17 protein-coding genes are annotated in these 20,744 nt (G+C 68.2%); 11 read left to right on the top strand and 6 right to left on the bottom strand.

All coding sequences use genetic code 11. From position 1 onward, the window contains the following. Positions 1–3: 3 nt before the first annotated feature. A complete protein-coding gene (gene fdxA, locus AC1IQ6_RS21535) occupies positions 4–327 on the bottom strand; it encodes a ferredoxin FdxA (protein ID WP_102774394.1) in 324 nt (107 codons plus the stop codon). 156 nt (positions 328–483) lie between these two features. On the opposite strand from fdxA, the gene pncB reads away from it, so the two are divergent. Together pncB and AC1IQ6_RS21525 are read left to right on the top strand one after the other, a co-directional pair. After that, positions 484–1,659 carry a nicotinate phosphoribosyltransferase gene (gene pncB, locus AC1IQ6_RS21530; protein ID WP_102774395.1) on the top strand — a complete coding sequence of 392 codons (1,176 nt, stop codon included), beginning with the start codon at positions 484–486 and terminating at the stop codon, positions 1,657–1,659. Positions 1,660–1,693: 34 nt separating this feature from the next. Further along, positions 1,694–2,044: a RidA family protein gene (locus AC1IQ6_RS21525; RefSeq protein ID WP_102774396.1), complete on the top strand. Its 351-nt coding sequence runs from the start codon at positions 1,694–1,696 to the stop codon at positions 2,042–2,044. A 227-nt stretch (positions 2,045–2,271) separates the two neighbouring features. Here AC1IQ6_RS21525 and AC1IQ6_RS21520 read toward each other — a convergent pair whose 3' ends face one another. Together AC1IQ6_RS21520 and AC1IQ6_RS21515 are read right to left on the bottom strand one after the other, a co-directional pair. Next, positions 2,272–2,775, bottom strand: coding sequence for an NAD(P)H-dependent oxidoreductase (locus AC1IQ6_RS21520; RefSeq protein ID WP_111826576.1), 504 nt, complete (start codon positions 2,773–2,775; stop codon positions 2,272–2,274). After that, a complete protein-coding gene (locus AC1IQ6_RS21515; protein WP_111826696.1) occupies positions 2,772–3,605 on the bottom strand; it encodes a M90 family metallopeptidase in 834 nt (277 codons plus the stop codon). Before AC1IQ6_RS21515 ends, AC1IQ6_RS21520 begins: the two co-directional genes overlap by 4 nt. 103 nt (positions 3,606–3,708) lie before the next feature. On the opposite strand from AC1IQ6_RS21515, the gene AC1IQ6_RS21510 reads away from it, so the two are divergent. Further along, the gene (locus AC1IQ6_RS21510; protein ID WP_102774555.1) at positions 3,709–5,970 is read left to right on the top strand and encodes a RelA/SpoT family protein; all 2,262 of its coding nucleotides are present in this window, start codon (positions 3,709–3,711) and stop codon (positions 5,968–5,970) included. Positions 5,971–6,010: 40 nt separating this feature from the next. Here AC1IQ6_RS21510 and AC1IQ6_RS21505 read toward each other — a convergent pair whose 3' ends face one another. Next, complete coding sequence (locus AC1IQ6_RS21505) at positions 6,011–7,324, bottom strand: MFS transporter (RefSeq protein WP_111826577.1); 1,314 nt, start codon at positions 7,322–7,324, stop codon at positions 6,011–6,013. 138 nt (positions 7,325–7,462) lie between these two features. Here AC1IQ6_RS21505 and argE point away from each other — a divergent pair, with 138 nt between their 5' ends. From argE to AC1IQ6_RS21470, 7 genes are all read left to right on the top strand, one after another. Then, positions 7,463–8,614 carry an acetylornithine deacetylase gene (argE, locus tag AC1IQ6_RS21500; protein ID WP_102774399.1) on the top strand — a complete coding sequence of 384 codons (1,152 nt, stop codon included), beginning with the start codon at positions 7,463–7,465 and terminating at the stop codon, positions 8,612–8,614. Between the two features lie 129 nt (positions 8,615–8,743). After that, entirely contained in the window at positions 8,744–9,943 is a 1,200-nt protein-coding gene (gene trpB / locus AC1IQ6_RS21495) for a tryptophan synthase subunit beta (RefSeq protein WP_102774400.1), read from the top strand. A gap of 11 nt (positions 9,944–9,954) precedes the next feature. Next, positions 9,955–10,818 (top strand): tryptophan synthase subunit alpha, encoded by an 864-nt coding sequence (gene trpA, locus AC1IQ6_RS21490; RefSeq protein WP_111826578.1) that lies wholly within the window; start codon positions 9,955–9,957, stop codon positions 10,816–10,818. Positions 10,819–10,854: 36 nt separating this feature from the next. Continuing rightward, positions 10,855–11,730, top strand: a complete 876-nt coding sequence (gene accD, locus AC1IQ6_RS21485; RefSeq protein WP_102774402.1) for an acetyl-CoA carboxylase, carboxyltransferase subunit beta — start codon at positions 10,855–10,857, stop codon at positions 11,728–11,730. Between the two features lie 214 nt (positions 11,731–11,944). Continuing rightward, the gene (locus AC1IQ6_RS21480) at positions 11,945–12,493 is read left to right on the top strand and encodes an acyloxyacyl hydrolase (protein WP_102774403.1); all 549 of its coding nucleotides are present in this window, start codon (positions 11,945–11,947) and stop codon (positions 12,491–12,493) included. A gap of 184 nt (positions 12,494–12,677) precedes the next feature. Continuing rightward, entirely contained in the window at positions 12,678–13,685 is a 1,008-nt protein-coding gene (locus AC1IQ6_RS21475; protein WP_485865273.1) for a Bug family tripartite tricarboxylate transporter substrate binding protein, read from the top strand. Between the two features lie 34 nt (positions 13,686–13,719). Continuing rightward, a complete protein-coding gene (locus AC1IQ6_RS21470; RefSeq protein ID WP_485865272.1) occupies positions 13,720–15,267 on the top strand; it encodes a UxaA family hydrolase in 1,548 nt (515 codons plus the stop codon). A gap of 40 nt (positions 15,268–15,307) precedes the next feature. On the opposite strand, the gene AC1IQ6_RS21465 is transcribed toward AC1IQ6_RS21470, so the two are convergent. Continuing rightward, the gene (locus AC1IQ6_RS21465) at positions 15,308–16,243 is read right to left on the bottom strand and encodes a dihydrodipicolinate synthase family protein (protein ID WP_485865271.1); all 936 of its coding nucleotides are present in this window, start codon (positions 16,241–16,243) and stop codon (positions 15,308–15,310) included. A 171-nt stretch (positions 16,244–16,414) separates the two neighbouring features. Here AC1IQ6_RS21465 and AC1IQ6_RS21460 point away from each other — a divergent pair, with 171 nt between their 5' ends. Further along, positions 16,415–17,311 carry a LysR family transcriptional regulator gene (locus tag AC1IQ6_RS21460; protein WP_102774407.1) on the top strand — a complete coding sequence of 299 codons (897 nt, stop codon included), beginning with the start codon at positions 16,415–16,417 and terminating at the stop codon, positions 17,309–17,311. 68 nt (positions 17,312–17,379) lie between these two features. Here AC1IQ6_RS21460 and AC1IQ6_RS21455 read toward each other — a convergent pair whose 3' ends face one another. Then, positions 17,380–20,418: an Rne/Rng family ribonuclease gene (locus AC1IQ6_RS21455; protein WP_485865270.1), complete on the bottom strand. Its 3,039-nt coding sequence runs from the start codon at positions 20,416–20,418 to the stop codon at positions 17,380–17,382. Between the last annotated feature and the right edge of the window lie 326 nt (positions 20,419–20,744).

Genomic DNA, 20,744 nt, shown 5'->3' with positions numbered 1-20,744 from the left:
GATTCATCTTTCCAGGTATTGCAGCTTGTCCTCTTTGCCGTTCCAGTCGTCGGCGTCGGGCAAGGGCTTCTTGGCACGGCTGATGCTGGCGAACTCGGGAGAGAGCTCGGCATTCAGGGCGATGAAGTTCAGTTGGTCCTGCGGCACGTCTTCTTCGGCGTAGATCGCATTGGCCGGGCACTCGGGGATGCAGACGGCGCAATCGATGCATTCGTCGGGATCGATCACCAGGAAGTTCGGACCCTCGCGAAAACAGTCCACCGGGCAGACGTCTACGCAGTCGGTGTACTTGCACTTGATACAGTTTTCGGTGACAACGTGGGTCATTAAGGAACTCCGGGATTCGGCGGCTTTGTGTCTTGTTGCGTCGATTTTACCCAATGCCGTGCCGGTGTGCCGGTAATACCCGTATTGACATCGTGGCCCATGGGCCCTTGCCCCGCGCGCTCTATGCTATGGTGTCGCGAAACGAAACGCGCAATCATGATAATCACCTCGCTGCTCGACACCGACCTGTATAAATTCAGCATGATGCAGGTGGTTCTGCACCACTTTCCGGCTGCCCAGGTCGAGTACCGTTACAAATGCCGCACGCCAGGGGTCGACCTGCGTCCCTATCTGGACGAAATCCGCGAGGAAGTGCACCAGCTGTGCCAGCTCCGGTTCACCGAAGACGAACTTAAATATCTCGGCGGCTTGCGCTTTATCAAAAGCGACTTCGTTGATTTCCTCGGCCTGTTCCACATGCCCGAGCGCTGCATCTTCATCGGCGAGGGCGAGGCGCCCGGCGAAATCAGCATCGAGGTCAAGGGCCCGTGGCTGCACACCATCCTGTTCGAGATCCCGGTGCTGGCCATCGTCAACGAGGTCTATTTCCGCAACACGCGCAAGAATCCCAACTGGGAAGAGGGCCGCAAGCGCCTGCAGTCCAAGATGCACCTGGTGCTGGACGATCCCGCGCTGGCGGACTTCCGCGTGGCCGAATACGGCACGCGCCGCCGCTTCTCCAAGGTCTGGCACGAGGAAATCGTGTCCACCATGAAGGCGCAGATGGGGCAGCATTTCGCCGGCACCAGCAACGTGCTGCTGGCCAAGCAGCACGAGGTCCTGCCGCTGGGCACCATGGGCCATGAATACCTGCAGGCCTGCCAGGCGCTGGGCCCGCGGCTGCGCGATTCGCAGGTGTTCGCGCTGGAGGTCTGGGCCAAGGAATACCGCGGCGACCTGGGCATCGCGCTGTCCGACGTCTACGGCATGGATGCCTTCCTGCGCGATTTCGACATGTATTTCTGCAAGCTGTTCGACGGCGCGCGCCACGACTCGGGCGACCCCTTCGTCTGGGGCGAGCGCCTGCTCGAACACTACCGCAAGAACCGCGTGGACCCGCGCGCCAAGACGCTGGTGTTCTCGGATTCGCTGACCTTCCCGCGCGCCATCGAGCTGGCCCGCCAGTTCTCGGGCCGCTGCAAGGTGTCCTTCGGAATCGGCACCAACCTGACCAACGACCTGGGCCACGAGCCCCTGCAGATCGTCATGAAGATGGTCCGCTGCAACGGCCAGCCCGTGGCCAAGGTGTCCGACGCGCCGGAAAAGACCATGTGCGACGATCCGGCCTACCTGGCTTATCTGCGGCAGGTGTTCCAGTTGCCTCCCGCCTAGTTTTTTGACCCAACCACTTCCTAGGGGAATATTCATGAGCAGCATCAAGCGCTTCAACGTCGACAAGCGCCTGTCGGACATGGCCGTGTACAACGGCGTCGCGTACCTGGCCGGCCAGGTGCCCGACGATGCGACGCTGGACATCACCGGCCAGACCGCCCAGGTGCTGGCCACCATCGACCGCCTGCTGGCCGAGGCCGGCACCGACAAGACCAAGATCCTGATGGCCCAGATCTACGTGGCCAACATGAAGGAATTCGACGGCATGAACAAGGCCTGGGACGCCTGGGTCGCCGCGGGCAATTCGCCCCCCCGCGCCACGGTCGAAGCCCGCCTGGCCAACCCCGACTACAAGGTCGAGATCGTCGTCACGGCGGCGCTGTAGGCGCCGTAGGATGGGTGCAGCGCGCGGATGCCCGAGCCAAGCGCTCCGCCATCAAGCGCGCGAAACCCATCAGGCGGCGCAAGCCGCCGTTTTTCTTGGCACGAAAAAATGCCGGCTTGCGCCGGCTGATGGGTTACGCGCGTTCGGCGGTTGAGTTTTTGCGCACGCATCCGCGCGCTACACCCATCCTACGTCCAACACCCCCAACACCCCCAACACCCCCCCACTCATAACAACAGCGTCCCCGCCAGCAATCCCCCCAGTTCCTCGCATTTCGCCAGTTCCGCCGGCGCCACCGTCTTGGGCGCGAGGATCTGCTGCGCCGTCTGCGCGCCCATGTTGACGATGAGCGGCGGCGCCACGGGGTTGAGCCGCCAGCCGGTGCAGATGCGTTCGGCCTGGCGGGCGGCGCCCGAGCCGTCGCTGCCGGCGCTGATCGCGCAGGCATAGGGCAGCCCCTGTATCCGGTCCAGCACCGCGTAGTAGTTGCGGTCGAAGAACTCCTTCATTTCGCCGCTCAGGCCCGCCAGGTTCTCGGGGGCGCAGAACAGATAGCCGTCGCTGGCCAGCAGCTCGTCGGCCTGCACGTCGGCCGCCCGCCGCAGCGCGACGCGCAGATCGTTCTGCTGCGCCATTTCGGCGGCGGCGGACCGCGCGCCGCGGGCGGCCGCCTCGGCCATCTGCCGGGCCGCGCCGGTGCGCGAATGCCACACGATCAGCAGCTGTTTCATGCGTAGCGTTCCAGTGGGTCCTGCCTATAGTAGGCCTTCAGCAGCGCATACCATTGCGGCAGCGCCTGCTGCATGGGGTAGGGGTCGACGAAGAAATGCTCGGAGCTGACGGCGAAGAATTCGGCCTCGTCGGTGGCGGCATACGGGTCCATCGGCAAGCGGGCGTACCAGGCGTCGGCTTCCTCGCTTTCGGGATCGACGTGCGGCGGGATGGCGGCTTCCACCGCGTCCAGGGCGGCGATGAAGCGGTCCAGGCTGTCGTCCAGCACGCGGCGCCAGGCGCGCGGCTGCAGTTCGGGGTGGGCCGCCAGCGACGGCATGCCGTCGGCGAAACCCGAGCGCAGGTCCAGCTTGTGGGCGAATTCGTGGATGACCACGTTGAAGCCGCCATCCGAGAGCTGCGTGTCTTCCCAGGACAGGACCAGCGGCCCGCCTTCCCAGGCCTCGCCGGCCGCGTCCTCGATGTATTCGTGCACCACGCCGTCCTCGTCCTGGCGCGAGCGGGGAATGCGAAAGCCCGCCGGATACACGATGATCTCGTCCCAGCCCTCGTACAGTTCCGGCGCCAGGTTCAGGATGGGCAGGCTGGCCTGGGCCGCGATCGACAGGCGCATGAAGTCGGACACCTCCAGCCCCTGCGCGCCGTTGATGTTCTTGCTGGCCAGCAGCCACGCCGAGCGCGCCAGCAGCTGGGCCGATTCGTCGGCGTTCAATACCGCCAGGAACGGGTGGGCGTCGAGCACCTCGCGCCATAGATCCGGCGCGATGCGGGCCTGCATTTCGGCGACCGCGGAGGGGCGGGCGCCGCGTCCCTTCAGCCAGCGCAACATGAGTTCGGGTTCCTTCCATATGCCGCGCGCGGCGGCGTTTTCCAGTGTCTGCAAACCCTAGTGTAGAGTGTCGGAATATCAACCTCTATCACCCATGTCCGTCATGTCCGCCCCGCCCGTATCCGACGCGCCTACGCCTTTCGACGCCGCCTGGCGCAAGGAGGCGGGAGCCGGCCTGGACGCCGACGGCCTGGCCCTGCTCGACCGGGCCGTGGCCTGGGCCGAACCGCGCTTCGAAGGCCAGCACGCGCTGACCGGCGAGCCCCTGGCCGGCCACGGCGCCGGCGTGGTGCGGGTGCTGGCGGCGCTGCAGACCGACGCCGCGACCCGCGCGGCGGCCTTGCTGGCCGCCTTGCCCACGGACCTGATGGCGCCCGCGCCGTCCCTGCGCAACGATCCGATCGCGGCCGCCTTCGGCGCCGAGGTCGCGCGGCTGGTGCAGGGCGCCTGGGCCTTGCTGCGGCTGGGCGTGGTGGCCCGCCAGGCCAGCGACGCGGCGGCCGAGAGCGGCTCGCAGAAAGAGATGCAGCGCAAGATGCTGCTGGCCATGGCGGCCGACCTGCGCATCGTGTTGATGCGGCTGGCCTCCAGGCTGCGTTCGCTGCGCTGGCACGCGGAAAGCAAAACGCCGTGCTCGACCGCGTTCGCGCGTGAAACCCTCGACCTGTACGCGCCGCTGGCCAACCGCCTGGGCATCTGGCAGATCAAGTGGGAAATGGAAGACCTGGCGTTCCGCTTCCTGGAGCCGGAGAAGTACAAGCAGATCGCCCGCCTGCTCGAAGAAAAGCGGGTCGAGCGCGAGGCCTTCATCGCCGGCGCCATCGAGCGCCTGCAGGCGGCGCTGGCCAAGAGCGGCGTGCAGGCCGAGGTCAGCGGCCGGCCCAAGCACATCTACAGCATCTGGAACAAGATGCGCATCAAGCGCCTGGACTTTTCCCAGATGTACGACCTGCGCGCGCTGCGCATCATCGTCGACGACGTGCGCGCCTGTTATACGGCGCTGGGCATGGTGCACGAGATGTGGACGCCGATCTCCGAGGAGTTCGACGACTACATTTCGCGGCCCAAGCCCAACGGCTACCGCTCGCTGCACACGGTGGTGGCCGATGACGACGGCCGCCCGTTCGAGGTGCAGATCCGCACCCGCGAGATGCACCAGTTCGCCGAATACGGCATGGCCGCGCACTGGCGCTACAAAGAAGCCGGCGCCAAGGGCGGCCAGGTGGCGGCCTCCAGCGAATACGACCGCCAGCTGGCGTGGATGCGCCAACTGCTGGCCTGGAACGCCGACGTCGAGGGCGGCGAGCCGGCCGCGCCGGCGGCCAAGCCCGCCTCGGGCAAGGGCCGCCACGCGGCGGCGGCGCCCGCGCATACCGACGAGCGCATCTACGTGTTGACGCCGCAGGCCCGCGTGATCGAACTGCCCGCCGGGGCCACGCCGGTGGATTTCGCCTATCACCTGCACACCGACCTGGGCCATCGCTGCCGCGGCGCGCGGGTGGACGGGCAGATGGTGCCGCTGCAGACGCGGCTGTCCACCGGCCAGACCGTGGAAATCATTTCCGCCAAGTCCGGCGGCCCGTCGCGCGACTGGCTCAATCCCCAGCTGGGGTTCCTGGCCAGCCCGCGCGCCCGCGCCAAGGTGCGGATGTGGTTCAACGCCATCGAGCTGCAGCAGCGCATCACCCAGGGCCAGGCGCTGGTCGAAAAGGAACTGCAGCGGCTGGGCAAGACCGCCGTCAACCTCGAACAGTTGGCGCAGAACCTGGGCTTCGCCCGCGCCGACGACCTGTACGTGGCGGCTGCCAAGGAAGAGTTCAGCCTGCGCCAGATCGACACGCTGTTCCAGCAGCCTGCGCCCGCGGCCGAGCCGCAGCCCGCCGCATTGCGCCACGCCAGCGCGGGCAGCGCCGAGAAAAGCGGCAAGAGCGGGGTGCTGGTGGTGGGCGTGGGATCGCTGCTGACCCAGCTTGCGCGCTGCTGCCGCCCGGCGCCGCCGGACGCCATCGCCGGCTTCGTCACGCGCGGGCGCGGCGTGTCCATCCACCGCTGCGACTGCCACAGCTACCAGGCCCTGGCCGCGCGCGAGCCCGAGCGCGTCATCGAAGTGGCGTGGGGCGAGACCTCCGACACCTTCTATCCGGTGGACATCAGCGTGCGCGCGCACGACCGTTCCGGCCTGCTGCGCGACCTGTCCGAAGTCTTCGCCCGCCTGCGCCTGAACGTGGTGGGCGTGAACACGCAGAGCCGGCAGTCGCTGGCCCATATGGTGTTCACGGTGGAGGTGCGCGGCGGGGAATCGCTGTCGCGCGCGCTGGACGCGCTGGCCGAAGTGCCCGGGGTGTCCTCGGCCGTGCGCCGCTAGCGGCCCGCGGCGCGCGACGCCGCGGGCTGGCGGGGCCGCTTCAGTGGTCGAGCGCGTCGTGGGCGCGTTCGCGCATGTAGAACGCGGCGACCAGGCCCAGGGCCACGCCGAACATGACGTAGTAGGCCGGCGCCATCGGCGAGCCGGTGGTCTTGATCAGCCAGGTCACGATGAACTGGGCGAAGCCGCCGAAGATCATCACGGCCACGTTATAGGCCAGCGACAGGCCCACCGAACGCACGCGCGCCGGGAACAGCTCGGCCATGACCGTGCTGAACACGCCGAAGAAGGCCGACACGAACAGGCAGACCACCACCTGCACGGTCAGCAGGCGCGCGATCGAGGGCGCGTCCGACAGCCAGTGGTACAGCGGATACAGCACCAGCAGGTAGCCGATCAGCGAGCCGAGCACGATGGGACGGCGGCCGACGCGGTCGGACCAGGCGCCCATGAACGGCGTGAGCAGCACCATCAGCGCCGCGCCCGCCATCTGCACCAGGAAGGTCTGGTTCAGCGGCAGTTTCAGGATCTGGGTGGAGTAGGTCACCAGGTAGGTGAAGGTGATGTAGATGGAAACCGTGGCGGTCACCACCAGGCCCACGCCGATCAGGGTTTCGCGGGTATGCGTCTTCAGCATCTGGCCCAGGGTCAGGCGCTGCACGTCGCCGCGCGCGGCGGCCTGGCGCTCTTCTTCCTTGATCTGCTTGAAGGCGTCGGTTTCGTCGACGTTGCGGCGGATATAGATGGCGATCGGCACGATGACCAGGCCGAAGGCGAAGGGCAGGCGCCAGGCCCAGTCGGCGATCTGCTCGGGCGTGAAGAACTCGGTGATGAGCGTGCCGCAGGCCGCGCCGATCAGCAGCGCCAGCATCTGGCCGGCCATCTGCCACGAGCCGTAGAAGCCGCGGCGGCCGTTGGGCGCCATTTCGATCAGCAGCGCCGTAGACGTGCCGAACTCGCCGCCCGCCGAGAAGCCCTGCAGCAGGCGCGCGATCAGGATGAAGATCGGCGCCAGGATGCCGGCGGCATGGTAGGTGGGGGCGACGGTGATCAGCGCGATGGACACGGCCATCAGCGAGGTGACCAGCACCATGGCCGCCTTGCGGCCCTTTTTGTCGCCGTACAGGCCCAGGATGATGCCGCCCACCGGACGCATGAAGAAACCGACGCCGAAAATGGCCGTGGTCATCAGGATGGCGTTGAGCTCGCTGCCGGGCACGCTCGGGTCGGTGGGGAAAAAGAGCTTCGATATGATCGGCGTCATGAAGGCGAACACCAGGAAGTCATACCATTCCAGGGCGTTGCCGATTACCGCCGCCACGATGTTGCGCGTGGGAACTGCCTTGTGCTGCACGATGTCTCCTCAGGGGGATGTTTGCTGATTCCGGGCGACATTCTAGTGCCCTGTCCGGCCGGCGCCTCCGGACGGGGGGCCGAGACGCGCGCGCCGGCTGGCTTTACACTTCTCTTTTTCCCCCACGAGAGTAGTGACATGAACGCGCGCACCTGGCTGGAAACGCTGGTCGGTTTCGACACCACCAGCCGCAATTCCAATCTTGCCCTGATCGAAACCGTCCGCGATTGGCTCAAGGGCCAGGGCGTCGACGCGTGGCTGGCGCACAATCCGGAGCGCACCAAGGCCAACCTGTTCGCCACCCTGCCGGCGCAGGACGGCGGCCAGCAGGGCGGCATCGTGCTGTCGGGCCACACCGACGTGGTGCCGGTCGACGGCCAGGACTGGAGCACCGATCCGTTCAAGCTGGTGGAAAAGGACGGCCTGCTGTATGGCCGCGGCGCCTGCGACATGAAGGGCTTCATCGCCGGCTCGCTGGCGCTGGTGCCGGAATTCCTGGCCATGCCGCGCAAGAAGCCGATCCACCTGGCCTTTTCCTATGACGAGGAAGTCGGCTGCGCGGGCGCGCCCTACATGCTGGCCGACCTGCACGACCGCGGCATCCGGCCGGAAGGCTGCGTGGTGGGCGAGCCCACCGGCATGCAGGTGGTGGTGGCGCACAAGGGCATCAACCTGTTTCGCTGCAAGGTGCACGGCAAGGCGGCGCACTCGTCGCTGACCCCGCGCGGCTGTAACGCCATCGAATACGCCGCCCGCCTGATCTGCCGCATCCGCGACCTGGCCGACAGCTTCAAGGCCCAGGGTCCGTACGACCAGTTCTACGACGTGCCGTTCTCCACCATGACCACCAACCAGATCCAGGGCGGCATCGCGGTCAACACCATTCCCGAATCCTGCGAGTTCAGCTATGAATTCCGCAACCTGCCGGGCATGCAGCCGGACGCCATCCAGGCCGAGGTCGAGAAGTACGTGCGCGAGGAACTGCTGCCGCGCATGAAGGCCGAGTTCGAGGGCGCCAGCATCGAGATCGAGACCGGCGCGGCCGCCCCGGCGCTGGAAGCCTCGGAAGAGGCCGCCATCACCCAGCTGGTGCGCGCCCTGACCGAAGACCGCGCCACGCGCAAGGTGGCCTACGGCACCGAGGCCGGCCTGTTCCAGGGCATCGGCATCCCGACGGTGGTCTGCGGCCCCGGCCACATCGAACAGGCCCACAAGCCCGACGAATACGTGGCGCTGGACCAGCTCGCGTCCTGCGAAACCTTCCTGCGCCGCCTCGGGCAGTCGCTCTGACGCCGCCGCGGCGGTTTCCAGGCCCGGGCGCGGCCGCGCCCGGGCGGCTGCCGCGTCAGGTAAAATGCCGGGTTGCAAACTGGATTTGCGGCCGGTAATGGCCTGCCGCGATGCCGGGGGAGATGCTAGTTGAAACCTTACGACTTTCCGGATGCCCAGGGCCATTTCGGCCCCTACGGCGGCGTTTTCGTGGCGGAAACGCTGATGCACGCGCTCGACGAGCTGCGCGCGGCCTACGACCGTTATCGTGTCGACCCCGCCTTCCTGGAAGAGTTCAATTATGAACTCAAGCATTTCGTCGGCCGGCCCAGCCCGGTCTACCATGCCCGCCGCTGGTCCGAACAGCTGGGCGGCGCCCAGATCTGGTTCAAGCGCGAAGACCTGAACCACACCGGCGCCCACAAGGTGAACAACTGCATCGGCCAGGCCCTGCTGGCCAAGCGCATGGGCAAGCCGCGCGTCATCGCCGAGACCGGCGCCGGCCAGCACGGCGTGGCCACCGCCACGGTGGCGGCCCGCTACGGCATGGAATGCGTGGTCTACATGGGCAGCGAAGACGTGCGCCGCCAGGCCTCCAACGTCTACCGCATGAAGCTGCTGGGCGCCACGGTGGTGCCGGTCACGTCGGGCTCGCGCACCCTCAAGGACGCGCTCAACGAAGCCATGCGCGACTGGGTCACCAACATCGAGAACACGTTCTACATCATCGGCACGGTGGCCGGGCCCGACCCGTACCCCCGCATGGTGCGCGATTTCCAGACCGTGATCGGCAACGAATGCCTGACCCAGATGCCCGAAGCCATCGGCCGCCAGCCCGACTACGTCGTGGCGGCGGTGGGCGGCGGCTCCAACGCCATGGGCATCTTCCATCCCTACATCCCGTACGAAAACGTGCGCCTGATCGGCGTCGAGGCGGCCGGCGAGGGCATGGACACCGGGCGCCACGCCGCCTCGCTGGCGGCCGGCCACGTGGGCGTGCTGCACGGCAACCGCACCTACGTCATGCAGGACGCAGACGGCCAGGTGCAGGAAACCCATTCCGTCTCGGCCGGCCTGGACTATCCCGGCGTCGGCCCCGAGCATGCCTGGCTGAAGGACTCCGGCCGCGCCGAATACGTGGGCATCACCGACGACGAGGCCCTCAAGGCTTTCCACGACTGCTGCCGGATCGAAGGCATCATGCCGGCGCTGGAGTCCTCGCACGCCATCGCCCAGGCGGTGAAAATGGCGCCCACGCTGGGCCGTGACGCCGTCATCCTGGTCAATTTGTCGGGCCGTGGCGACAAAGACATGCATACCGTCGCCGAGAAGGCCGGTATCGAGCTGTAAGGGTTCCGACCATGGCAACTCGCAACGACCGCATCGCCGCCGCCTTCGCGCGCACCGCCGAATCCGGCCGCGCCGCGGCGCTGATCCCGTACATCGCCGCGGGCGATCCCTCGCCGGCGGCCACGGTGCCCCTGATGCACGCGCTGGTCGAGGCCGGCGCCGACGTCATCGAGCTGGGCGTGCCGTTCTCGGACCCCATGGCCGACGGCCCCGTCATCCAGCGCGCCGCCGACCGTGCCATCGCGCAGGGCGTGGGCCTGGCCCGCGTGCTGGAAATGGTGGCCGAGTTCCGCCAGCGCGACGCCGACACCCCGGTGGTGCTGATGGGCTACGCCAACCCGATCGAACGCATGGGCCAGGACCGCTTCGCGCAGGACGCCGCCCGCGCCGGCGTGGACGGCGTGCTGGTGGTGGACTATCCGCCCGAGGAAGTGGTGGAGTTCGCCGCCACGCTGGGGCAGCAGGGCATCGCGCCGATCTTCCTGCTGGCGCCCACCTCCACCGAGGAACGCATCAAGGCCGTGGCCCAGGTGGCCCGCGGCTACGTCTATTACGTGTCGCTCAAGGGCGTGACCGGCGCCGGCTCGCTCAACACCGATGACGTGGCCGAGCGCGTGGCCCTGATCCGCCGCCACGTGCGCGACATCCCGGTCGGCGTGGGCTTCGGCATCCGCGACGCCGAGAGCGCCCAGCGCGTGGCGCGCGCCGCCGACGCGGTGGTCATCGGCAGCAAACTGATAGAAACCATGGAGCAGGCGGCGGCGGATGCCCCGGCTGCGCAAAAGAACGATGCCGCCGTCGCCGCCGCCAGCGGCTGGCTGCGCACGATCCGGCAGGCGCTGGATCAAGTGAAACGAGCAAACGCGTCGGCCTGACAGCGCGGGCGCGACCTCATACGGGATGAAAAATCAATGAGCTGGATCGAAAAACTCCTGCCTCCTCGCATCAATAAAACCAGCGACAGCGGCGCCCGCCGCGTTCCCGAAGGCCTATGGGTGAAATGCCCGTCGTGCGAGTCGGTGCTGTACAGCGAAGACCTGGCGGCCAACCTGCACGTCTGCCCCAAGTGCGACCATCACATGCGCATCGGGGCCCGCGCCCGCATCGATTCGCTGCTCGACGTGGAAGGCCGGGTCGAGATCGGCCAGACCACGCGTTCGGTCGACTCGCTGAAGTTCAAGGACACGCGCAAGTATCCCGAGCGCCTCCAGGAAGCGGTCAAGCAGACCGGCGAAAGCGACGCGCTGGTGGTCATGAGCGGCTCGATCCGCGGCGTGCCGGCGACGCTGGCCTGCTTCGAATTCGAATTCATGGGAGGCTCGATGGGCTCGGTGGTGGGCGAGCGCTTCGCGCGCGGCGCCCAGGCCGCCCTGGACAACAAGACCTCCTTCATCTGCGTGGCCGCCTCGGGCGGCGCGCGCATGCAGGAAAGCCTGCTGTCGCTGATGCAAATGGCCAAGACCAACGCCATGCTGACCCGCCTGTCGGCGGCCGGGCTGCCCTTCATCAGCGTGCTGACCGACCCCACCATGGGCGGCGTGTCGGCCAGTTTCGCCTTCATGGGCGACGTGGTCATCGCCGAACCCAAGGCGCTGATCGGCTTTGCCGGCCCGCGCGTGATCGAGCAGACCGTGCGCGAAAAACTGCCGGAAGGCTTCCAGCGCGCCGAATTCCTGCTGCAGAAGGGCGCCATCGACATGGTCGTGGACCGCCGCCAGCTGCGCGAGGAAATCGCGCGCCTGCTGGCGCTGCTGACCAACCAGCCGGCCGACGTGGTCACCGCCTGAAGCGCGCGAGCGCTCAAGCCAGATGCCGCCGGCGCCCCAGGGCGCCGGCGGCTTTTTGCATTCAGGACGGGCACGCCGCTTGCTGAGCGGCTAGCCGTTTTTGCGGAACAGTGTTTTCCATTCGCGATGTTGCCGCCGAGCGACAAAAATTACACGGTTTGGTCTGGTTTTTGCTATGTTGCAACCTAGAGTTGAAATAGACGGAGTTATTCCAATGCAGTCCACCAAGAACAAGATGCTTGCAGGCCTGGCCGGACTGGCCCTGGCGGCCACCGCGACCTTCGCGAATGCTCAATCGTCCGAAGGCACCCAGGGCGGAGTGAGCATGCATTACGGCATTGGAGACCATTACCAGCGCCTGACCCTCAACTACGAAACGCCTTCGGTCTGGACCCACCAGTTCGGCGGCAACTGGGGCCGCCTGGACCTGACGCCGGAATTCGGCGCCTCGTACTGGTGGGCCGACGGCTCGCGCTCGCCGGGCCACGTGTGGCAGTTCAACGCCATCCCGATGTTCCGCTGGTGGACCGGCGAACGCTTCTACATCGAAGCCGGCATCGGCGCCACGCTGTTTTCCAGCACCCGCTTCGCCGACGAGAACATCAGCACGGCCTTCCAGTTCGGCGACCACGTCGGCCTGGGCTTCCTGCTGACGCCGAACAACCGCATCGGCCTGCGCTATTCGCACTTCTCGAACGCCAGCATCAAGCGCCCGAACCCGGGCCTGGACGTGGTGCAGCTGACCTACACCTACCAGTTCTGAGCGGTAAGCGCTTCTCGAAAAATCCACCCGGCCGGGTGGATTTTTTTTTGCCTGCGCGCGGCGCTGAAACCATAAAAATATTGTGCTTTGAAGGCGCATCCAGATGCTTGTACCGATGGGGTGCGATGGCCACAATGGCCTGGCATCGCCCGCCTCGACGCGGGCGGCCAACGGAGACAAAACCATGAAAAAACCCTGTACGACCGCGCGCCGGATGGCGCGCGGGCTCGGCGTCGTCGGCCTGGCCGCGGCGCTGCTGGGCGCCTCGGGCGCCGCGCTGGCCGAGGCGTTTCCCAGCAAGCCCTTGCGGATGGTGGTGGGCTTCGCGCCCGGCGGCGGCGCCGACATCGTGGCGCGCCTGATCGGCGCCAAAATGGCCGAGAACCTCGGGCAGCAGGTGGTGGTGGAGAACCGCGCCGGCGCCACCGGCACCATCGCCGCCGACAACGTGGCGCGTTCGCCGGCCGACGGCTATTCGCTGTTCCTGGGTTCGCAGTCCACCATGGTGGTCGCGCCCTCGCTGTTTCCGACGCTGCCGTTCAAGCCCGAGAAAGACTTCGCGCCGGTGTCGCAGGTGGTGACCATGCCCCTGATCCTGGTGGTCAATCCGGCCCTGGTCGACGTCGGCACGGCGCAGGAACTGGCCGACTACATCCGCAAGCGCGGCGACGCGGCGGTCAGCTACGCCTCGTCCGGCCAGGGCGGCCCGCAGCACATCGCCGGCGAGCTGTACGCGCACATGGTGGGCGCCAAGGTGACCCACGTGCCGTACAAGGGCGAATCGGCGGCCATCGCCGACGTGCTGGGCGGGCACGTGCCGTACATGTTCGCCAACCTGCCCGTGGCGCTGCCCCATATCGCCTCGGGCAAGCTGCGCCCGCTGGCCATCACCAGCCTGAAACGCGATCCCAAGGCCCCCGGCATCCCGACGCTGGCCGAGTCCGGCTTCAAGGACTTCGAGGTCTCGACCTGGTACGGCGTGTTCGCGCCGGCCGCCACGCCGCGGCCCGTGGTCGACAGGCTGTCGCAATCCATCCGCGCCGCGCTGGACCAGGGCGACACGCAGGCCCGGCTGAGCGAACAGGGCTTCACCGTGGTGGGCAGCGACGCCGAGGCCTTCAGCCGCTTCGTGGGCGGGGAACTGCCGCGCTGGTCCGTGGTGATCCGCGACATCGGCATCAAGCCGGAATAGCCGCCTGCAACCTTCCTCCATCCGAGACGACGACATGATAGAAATGAATGAAAAGCGCGCCGCGGGGCCGGTGATACGGCTGCACTCCGGCGACAACATCGTGGTGGCGCGCGTGCCCATCGCCATTGGCATGGCCGTGCCCTCCGAGGGCATCGTCAGCCGCAGCCAGATTCCGGCCGGGCACAAGATCGCGGCGCGCGACCTGCGCGCCGGCGAGCCCATTCTCAAGTACAACGTCTGCATCGGCTTCGCCGCGGCCGACATCTCGGCCGGCACCTACGTGCATGCCCACAACATGGCGTTCCAGGAGTTCGACCGCGACTACGCGCACGCGCGCGACTACGTGCCCACACCGGTGCTGCCGGAGTCCGAACAGGCGACCTTCCAGGGCATCGTGCGCGCCAACGGCCAGGTGGCCACGCGCAACTTCATCGGGGTGATGGCGACGGTCAACTGCTCGGCCACGGTGGTGCATCGCATCGCCGAGGCCTTCACGCCCGAGCTGATGGCGGCCTATCCGAACGTGGACGGCGTGGTGGCGCTGAGCCACGGCATGGGCTGCGGCATGGAGATGTCGGGCGAGCCCATGGACCTGCTCAGGCGCACGATGGGCGGCTATGCCTGCCACGCCAACTTCGCGGCCGTGCTGATCGTGGGCCTGGGCTGCGAGCGCAACCAGCTCGACGCGCTGCTCAAGGACCAGGGGCTGGAGGCGGGCGCGCGCCTGAAGACCTTCATCATGCAGGAGACCGGCGGCACCCGCAAAACCATCGAGGCCGGCGTGGCCGCGGTGCGGGCCATGCTGCCCGAGGCCAACGCGGTCGAGCGCCGGCCGGTGCCGGCGCGCCACCTGAAGGTGGGCCTGCAGTGCGGCGGATCGGACGGGTTTTCGTCGATCACCGCCAACCCGGCGCTGGGCGCGGCCATGGACATCCTGGTGCGCCACGGCGGCACCGCCATCCTGTCCGAAACGCCGGAGATCTATGGCGTGGAGCACACGCTGACCTCGCGCGCGCGCAGCCGCGAAGTCGGCGAGAAACTGGTGCAGCGCATCCGCTGGTGGAAGGAGGAATACTCGCCGGGGCGCGACGTGCAGATCAACGGCAAGGTCAGCCCCGGCAACCAGATGGGCGGGCTGGCCAACATCTTCGAGAAATCGCTGGGCTCCTCGATGAAGGGCGGCACCACCGGCCTGATGGAGGTGTACCGCTACGCCGAGCCGGTGCGCGAGCCGGGCATGGTGTTCATGGACACGCCGGGATTCGATCCGGTCTCGGCCACCGGCCAGATCGCGGGCGGGGCCAACATGATCTGCTTCACCACCGGCCGCGGTTCGATGTTCGGCGCCAAGCCCGTGCCGTCCATCAAGCTGGCCACCAACACGCCGATGTATGAACGGCTAACCGAAGACATGGACGTCAATTGCGGCGAAATCCTGGACGGCGCGGCCAGCATGCAAGAGATGGGCCAGCGCATCTTCGAGGAGATCCTGCGGGTGGCCTCGGGCGCGCGCAGCAAGAGCGAGCTGCTGGGGCTGGGCGACCACGAGTTCGTGCCCTGGAACATCGGCGTGGTCAGCTGAACGGGCGGGCGATCCGGCGGGAATCGCCCGCGGCCGGCGTTCAGGCGTCGGCCAGCGCGGCGGCGCCCGGCATGTCGAAGCCGTTTTCGTCCAGGGCGGCGCGCAGCGCCGCGGCCTGGCCGGCGTTCAGCTCCACCAGGGGCGGGCGCACCGTGGCCCAGGCGCCGTCGCCGGATTTCCAGGCGATGGCGGCCTTCATGGCGGGAATCATGGGGAATTGCTGGAACACGTTGCGGGTGGCGTTCAGCCCGGCCTGGCGCGCGTCGGCGTCGGCCTCCTGCCAGCGCTGCTGCAGCGCCACGATGGGGCCGGGATTGACGTTGCCGGTGGCCGTGATGCAGCCCACGCCGCCGGCGCGCAGGGTCTGCAGCAGAAAGGCCTCGCTGCCCGCATAGACCTGGAAGCCGCGCGGCGCGAAGCGCTCGATCATGGCCGCGGTGTTGTTCCAGTCGCCGCCGCTGTCCTTCACGCCGGCGACGATGCCCGGATAACGCGCCAGCAGGCGGTCGATCAGGTCCAGGCTCAGCGGCACCTGGCTCACGGGCGGGATGTGGTACAGGTACATGCGCAGCCTGTCGTCGCCCACGCCCTCGATCAGCTCGGCGTAATAGCGGAACAGGCCCTCGTCGCTCACGCCCTTGTAGTAGAAGGGCGGCAGCACCAGCACGCCCATGCTGCCGCTGCGCACCGCGTGCCGGGTCAGCTCGACCGCGTCGGGCAGGGCGCAGGCGCCGGTGCCGGGCATCAGGGCCTGCGGCTCCACGCCGGCATCCAGCAGCGTGTCCAGCAGCTCGTGTTTTTCCGCCAGCGACAGCGAGTTCGCCTCCGAATTGGTGCCGAAAATCGCCAGCCCGACCGATTGCTCGCGCAACCAGCGGCAGTGCTTCACATAGCGGCCCAGGGCCGGCCGGTAGCGTTCGTCGAACGGCGTCAGGACCGGAGAGAAAACGCCGGGAATGCGGGCTTGGGTCGTCATGGTCTGTACTCGTAGTCGGGGTTCGGGAATGGCGCGCCGCGGCGGCGCGCCAGCAACACCTGATTCTGGCACCGATCCGGCCCATGAACATCTGCTGTTTAATTGCTTCAATCCATAAAATTGTTATGGTTTGCCGTAACGCAAACCGGCGGCCGGAAAAAGGGGGAGACCGTGGATACGCGATATGTGCAGAGCTTTGTGACGGTGGTCGAAAGCGGCTCGCTGGCCGAGGCGGCGCGGCGCCTGGACTTGACCCCGGCCGCCATCGCCGCGCGCGTGCGCACGCTGGAGGAGGAGCTGGGCGCGACGCTGATCAAGCGCGTGGGCCGCAGCGTCAAGGCGACCGAGGCGGGCCTGAAGGCGCTGGAGCGGGCCCGCGCCGTGCTGCGCGAGGTGCGCGACCTGCGCGCCAGCGCCGGCGACGACGCGCCGCTGGGCGAATTGCGCCTGGGCGTGTCGGCCTCGGCCCTGACCGGCACCATGCCCATCGTGCTGGCGCGCCTGTACCGGCGCATGCCGAAACTGGCCGTGTTCATGGAGCCGGGCACCTCCAAGCACCTGTACCACCGGGTGGTCAACGGCGACCTGGACGCCGCCTTCATCGTCAAGCCGCAGTTCAACCTGTCCAAGGGCTACGCGTGGCGGCTGGTCACCGAGGAGCCGCTGGTGGTGCTGGCGCCGCCGGACACCGCCAGCGACGACGCCCACGAACTGATGCGGACCCAGCCCTTCATCCGCTACGACCGCAATGTCTGGGGCGGCCGGCTGGCCGACCAGTACCTGCGCCAGCACGGCATCGCCCCGCGCGAGCGCCTGGAGGTCGACGGCCTGATGGGCATCGCCTGCATGGTCTCGGAAGGGCTGGGCGTGTCGCTGGTGCCCGACTGGGCGCCGGACTGGCTCGACAGCCGGCGCGTCAAGCGCGTGCCGCTGCCCGGACGCGCGCCGCTGCGCCGCATGGGCATTCTGTGGGCGCGCCACATGCCGCACTCGGCCCTGGCCGAAGCCTTCGTGGAAGAGGCCGCGCTGGCCCTGAACCTGCCTGACAGCGCGCCAGGGGAAGACTGAGCGGCACGCCAAATGAAAACGCCCCGGAAACTTGAATCTCCGGGGCGTTTGGCTGGGAGCCGGACGGCTTAGTGGCGCGTCTCGACCTGGACCAGCGGTTCGTTGGACACGGGCGCGACCGGCTTGCGCTCGCGGCCCAGGCGGACCGGCTTGTGCGCGGCCGCGATGCGCAGCTGCGTCTGGGCGTGGCGGTCCGGGTCGGTCTCGATCCATTGCAGGCCGGCGGCGTTGACCACTTCATGCAGGGCCTGGGCCTTGGCCGACGGCGCCGAGGCCGGCACCACGATGGGCTGCTGCGCGCCGGCTGCCGCCGCCGGGGCGGCTTCGGCCGGGGCCGGGGCTGCCGCGACCACCGGTTCGACGGCGGCGGCTTCCTCGGGCGCGGCGGGCGCCGCGGGCGCGGACACCACGCTGGCGGGCTGCACCGTCACCGGTTGCGTGGCCTGGACCGGTTCCTCGGCTTGCGGGGCGGTTTCGGCGGGCGCGGGGGCGGCGACTTCGGCGGCGACTTCCGTGGTCGCTTCGGCGGTCACTTCCGTGGTCGCTTCAGCGGTCACCTCGGTGCTTACCTCGGCAGCGGCTTCGGCGACCGGGGCTTGCGCCTGGACCTGCGCCGGAGCCGGCTGGGCGGCCGGTTCGGACTCGACGGCGGATTCGACGGCGGCGGCTTGCGGCTGTTCGCCGGCTTCCTCGTCGGCGCCTTCCTCGAGCTGCTCGTCGCCGGCGCTCACGCCAGCTTCTTCCTGGCTGCGGCGGCCGCGACGGCTGCGGCGGCGGCGGCGCTTGCGCTCCGGATCGGCCGCGCCTTCGGCGCCTTCGGCGGCCGGCGCCGCGTCAGCGGCCTGCTCGGCCGTGGCGTCGGCGGCGGCTTCCTCGGCGGCCTGGACGGCCTGGGCCGCGGGCTGGCGGGTGTCGGGCAGGGCGGTGGCGACCGTCTGGGCCAGCGCGGCGACCATGCTTTCCTGTTCGCTCATCGGGGCGTCGGACTGGCCTTCCTCGCGGCGGTTGCGGCCGCGGCCGCGACGGCGGTTGCGGCCGGCGCCGGCGTCTTCACCGGCGGCCTGGTCGGCCTGCTCGGGGCGGCTGGAGGCCAGGGCCGCCTGCGTGGCCTGGGTGTCGCGCTCGGCGCGGGCTTCGTTGCGCTGGTGGCGCTCGCCGCGTTCCTGGCGCTCGCCCTCGGCGCGACGGCCGCCGCGCACGTGGTGACGGCCGCCTTCGCCGCCCTCGGCGCCTTCGCCGCGCGCTTCATTGCGGCGGTTGCGGTTGCGGTCCGAACCGTGGCGCTCGCCGCGGCGTTCCTGGCCGTCATGGGCCGAGCGGCCCTTGCCGCGGCCGGAGGCGGCGCGCTTGGCGCTGTCTTCCTGGACGGCGGGGGCGGGCTTGGCGGTTTCGGCGTTGCCGGTCAGCCAGCCGACCAGGCGCTTGAACAGGCCGCCCAGGCCGCCGCCGGCGGGAGCGGGCGCGGCAGCGGCGGGCGCCGGAGCCGGGGTCGAAACGGGAGCGGGCTGCGAGGGCGTGATGCCCTTGACCAGCGCTTCCGGACGCGACTTGACTTCGTGCTCGCGCGGCTGCCAGGGGGCGTCCGTGGCCGGGGCCTCCACCAGCTCGAAGCTGGTCTTGAGCTCTTCCAGGCGCGGATCGTCGTGGCGCAGGCGCTCGATGTGGTGGTGCGGGGTCTCCAGGTGCTTGTTGGGGATCAGCAACAGGTTGACCTTGAGGCGGGCTTCCATCTTGGTGATGTCGGCGCGCTTTTCGTTCAGCAGGTAGGTGGCCACGTCCACCGGCACTTGCGCGTGCACGGCGGCGGTGTTTTCCTTCATGGCCTCTTCCTGCAGCAGGCGCAGCACGTGCAGGGCGCTGGATTCCGCGTCGCGGATCACGCCGGTGCCGTTGCAGCGCGGGCAGGTGATGTGCGAGCCTTCGTTCAGGGCCGGGCGCAGGCGCTGGCGCGACAGTTCCATCAGGCCGAAGCGCGAAATCTTGCCCATCTGGACGCGGGCGCGGTCGAAATGGAGCGCGTCGCGCAGGCGCTGTTCGACGGCGCGCTGGTTCTTGCTGTCCTCCATGTCGATGAAGTCGATGACGATCAGGCCGCCCAGGTCGCGCAGGCGCAGCTGGCGGGCCACTTCGTCGGCCGCTTCCGAGTTGGTGCGCAGCGCGGTTTCCTCGATGTCGGCGCCGCGGGTGGAGCGGGCCGAGTTGACGTCCACCGACACCAGCGCCTCGGTGTGGTCGATGACGATGGCGCCGCCCGAGGGCAGCTGCACCGTGCGCGAGTACGCCGTCTCGATCTGGTGTTCGATCTGGAAGCGGGAGAACAGCGGGATGTCGTCGCGGTAGCGTTTGACGCGCTGGACGTTGTCAGGCATCACCACGCTCATGAAGGCGGTGGCCTGGTCGGCGATCTCGTCGGTATCGATGAGGATTTCGCCGATTTCGGGGGAGAAGTAGTCGCGGATGGCCCGGATGACCAGGCTGGACTCGAGGTAGATCAGGATGGGCGCGGAGTTGTCGCGCGCGGCGCCGTCGATGGCGGTCCAGAGCTGCAACAGGTAGGACAAGTCCCACTGGAGTTCTTCGACGCTGCGGCCGATGCCGGCGGTGCGGGCGATGATGCTCATGCCCTGGGGCAGTTCGAGCTGCTCCATGGTGTCGCGCAGTTCCTGGCGGTCCTCGCCCTCGACGCGGCGCGAAACGCCGCCGCCGCGGGGGTTGTTGGGCATCAGGACCAGGTAGCGGCCGGCCAGCGAGATGAACGTGGTCAGGGCCGCGCCCTTGTTGCCGCGCTCTTCCTTCTCGACCTGGACGATCAGTTCCTGGCCTTCGCGCAGGGCGTCCTGGATGCGGGCGCTGCGCACGTCCACGCCTTCCTTGAAGTAGCTGCGGGCCACTTCCTTGAAGGGCAGGAAACCGTGACGGTCTTCACCGTAGTTGACGAAGCAGGCTTCGAGGCCGGGTTCGATCCGGGTAATGACACCTTTGTAGATATTGCCTTTGCGTTGTTCGCGGCCGGCAGTCTCGATGTCGAGGTCGATGAGTTTCTGCCCATCGACGATAGCGACGCGTAATTCTTCCTGGTGCGTCGCATTGAACAGCATGCGCTTCATGAGAGGGGTTCTCCGTTGTCATGACGCGCCGATATCGGCGCGTGACCTCGGGTCACTCGGGCTGCGGACTGAAGCGGGCAAGAAAGAATGCGGACCGTACCTGGGCGGCGCCCAGGCGTATCCGCCGCGGGTCAGGCGGGCACGTCGTGCCGTGGGGCACGGGGTTCTGTCAGCAGGAGGGTCAGCTTCACTGAATGTGGTTTGACGGAAAGATTGCTGTGAACGGCAGTTGCGGCAGGAGTGGTTGCCGGCACGCAACTGGTGCTTTAAATATGCGACGATTCTTGCAGTGCTTCAGAGCCGCTTGCGGCATGCAACGGACCTGC

The sequence above is a fragment of the Achromobacter sp. MUI-25009338 genome, from assembly GCF_057359325.1.
The sequence above is the reverse complement of the archived record's forward strand: the minus strand, read 5'-3'. Positions and strand labels throughout refer to the sequence as shown.

What these genes read in the sequence shown, in the direction of transcription:
- AC1IQ6_RS21465 (WP_485865271.1), bottom strand. Translation starts at nt 16,243, where the DNA reads ATGACGACCCAAGCCCGCATTCCCGGCGTTTTCTCTCCGGTCCTGACG.
- AC1IQ6_RS21515 (WP_111826696.1), bottom strand. Translation starts at nt 3,605, where the DNA reads ATGTTGCGCTGGCTGAAGGGACGCGGCGCCCGCCCCTCCGCGGTCGCC.
- argE (WP_102774399.1), top strand. Translation starts at nt 7,463, where the DNA reads ATGAACGCGCGCACCTGGCTGGAAACGCTGGTCGGTTTCGACACCACC.
- AC1IQ6_RS21480 (WP_102774403.1), top strand. Translation starts at nt 11,945, where the DNA reads ATGCAGTCCACCAAGAACAAGATGCTTGCAGGCCTGGCCGGACTGGCC.
- fdxA (WP_102774394.1), bottom strand. Translation starts at nt 327, where the DNA reads ATGACCCACGTTGTCACCGAAAACTGTATCAAGTGCAAGTACACCGAC.
- AC1IQ6_RS21455 (WP_485865270.1), bottom strand. Translation starts at nt 20,418, where the DNA reads ATGAAGCGCATGCTGTTCAATGCGACGCACCAGGAAGAATTACGCGTC.
- AC1IQ6_RS21525 (WP_102774396.1), top strand. Translation starts at nt 1,694, where the DNA reads ATGAGCAGCATCAAGCGCTTCAACGTCGACAAGCGCCTGTCGGACATG.
- AC1IQ6_RS21520 (WP_111826576.1), bottom strand. Translation starts at nt 2,775, where the DNA reads ATGAAACAGCTGCTGATCGTGTGGCATTCGCGCACCGGCGCGGCCCGG.
- AC1IQ6_RS21510 (WP_102774555.1), top strand. Translation starts at nt 3,709, where the DNA reads ATGTCCGCCCCGCCCGTATCCGACGCGCCTACGCCTTTCGACGCCGCC.
- AC1IQ6_RS21475 (WP_485865273.1), top strand. Translation starts at nt 12,678, where the DNA reads ATGAAAAAACCCTGTACGACCGCGCGCCGGATGGCGCGCGGGCTCGGC.
- pncB (WP_102774395.1), top strand. Translation starts at nt 484, where the DNA reads ATGATAATCACCTCGCTGCTCGACACCGACCTGTATAAATTCAGCATG.
- AC1IQ6_RS21470 (WP_485865272.1), top strand. Translation starts at nt 13,720, where the DNA reads ATGATAGAAATGAATGAAAAGCGCGCCGCGGGGCCGGTGATACGGCTG.
- trpA (WP_111826578.1), top strand. Translation starts at nt 9,955, where the DNA reads ATGGCAACTCGCAACGACCGCATCGCCGCCGCCTTCGCGCGCACCGCC.
- accD (WP_102774402.1), top strand. Translation starts at nt 10,855, where the DNA reads ATGAGCTGGATCGAAAAACTCCTGCCTCCTCGCATCAATAAAACCAGC.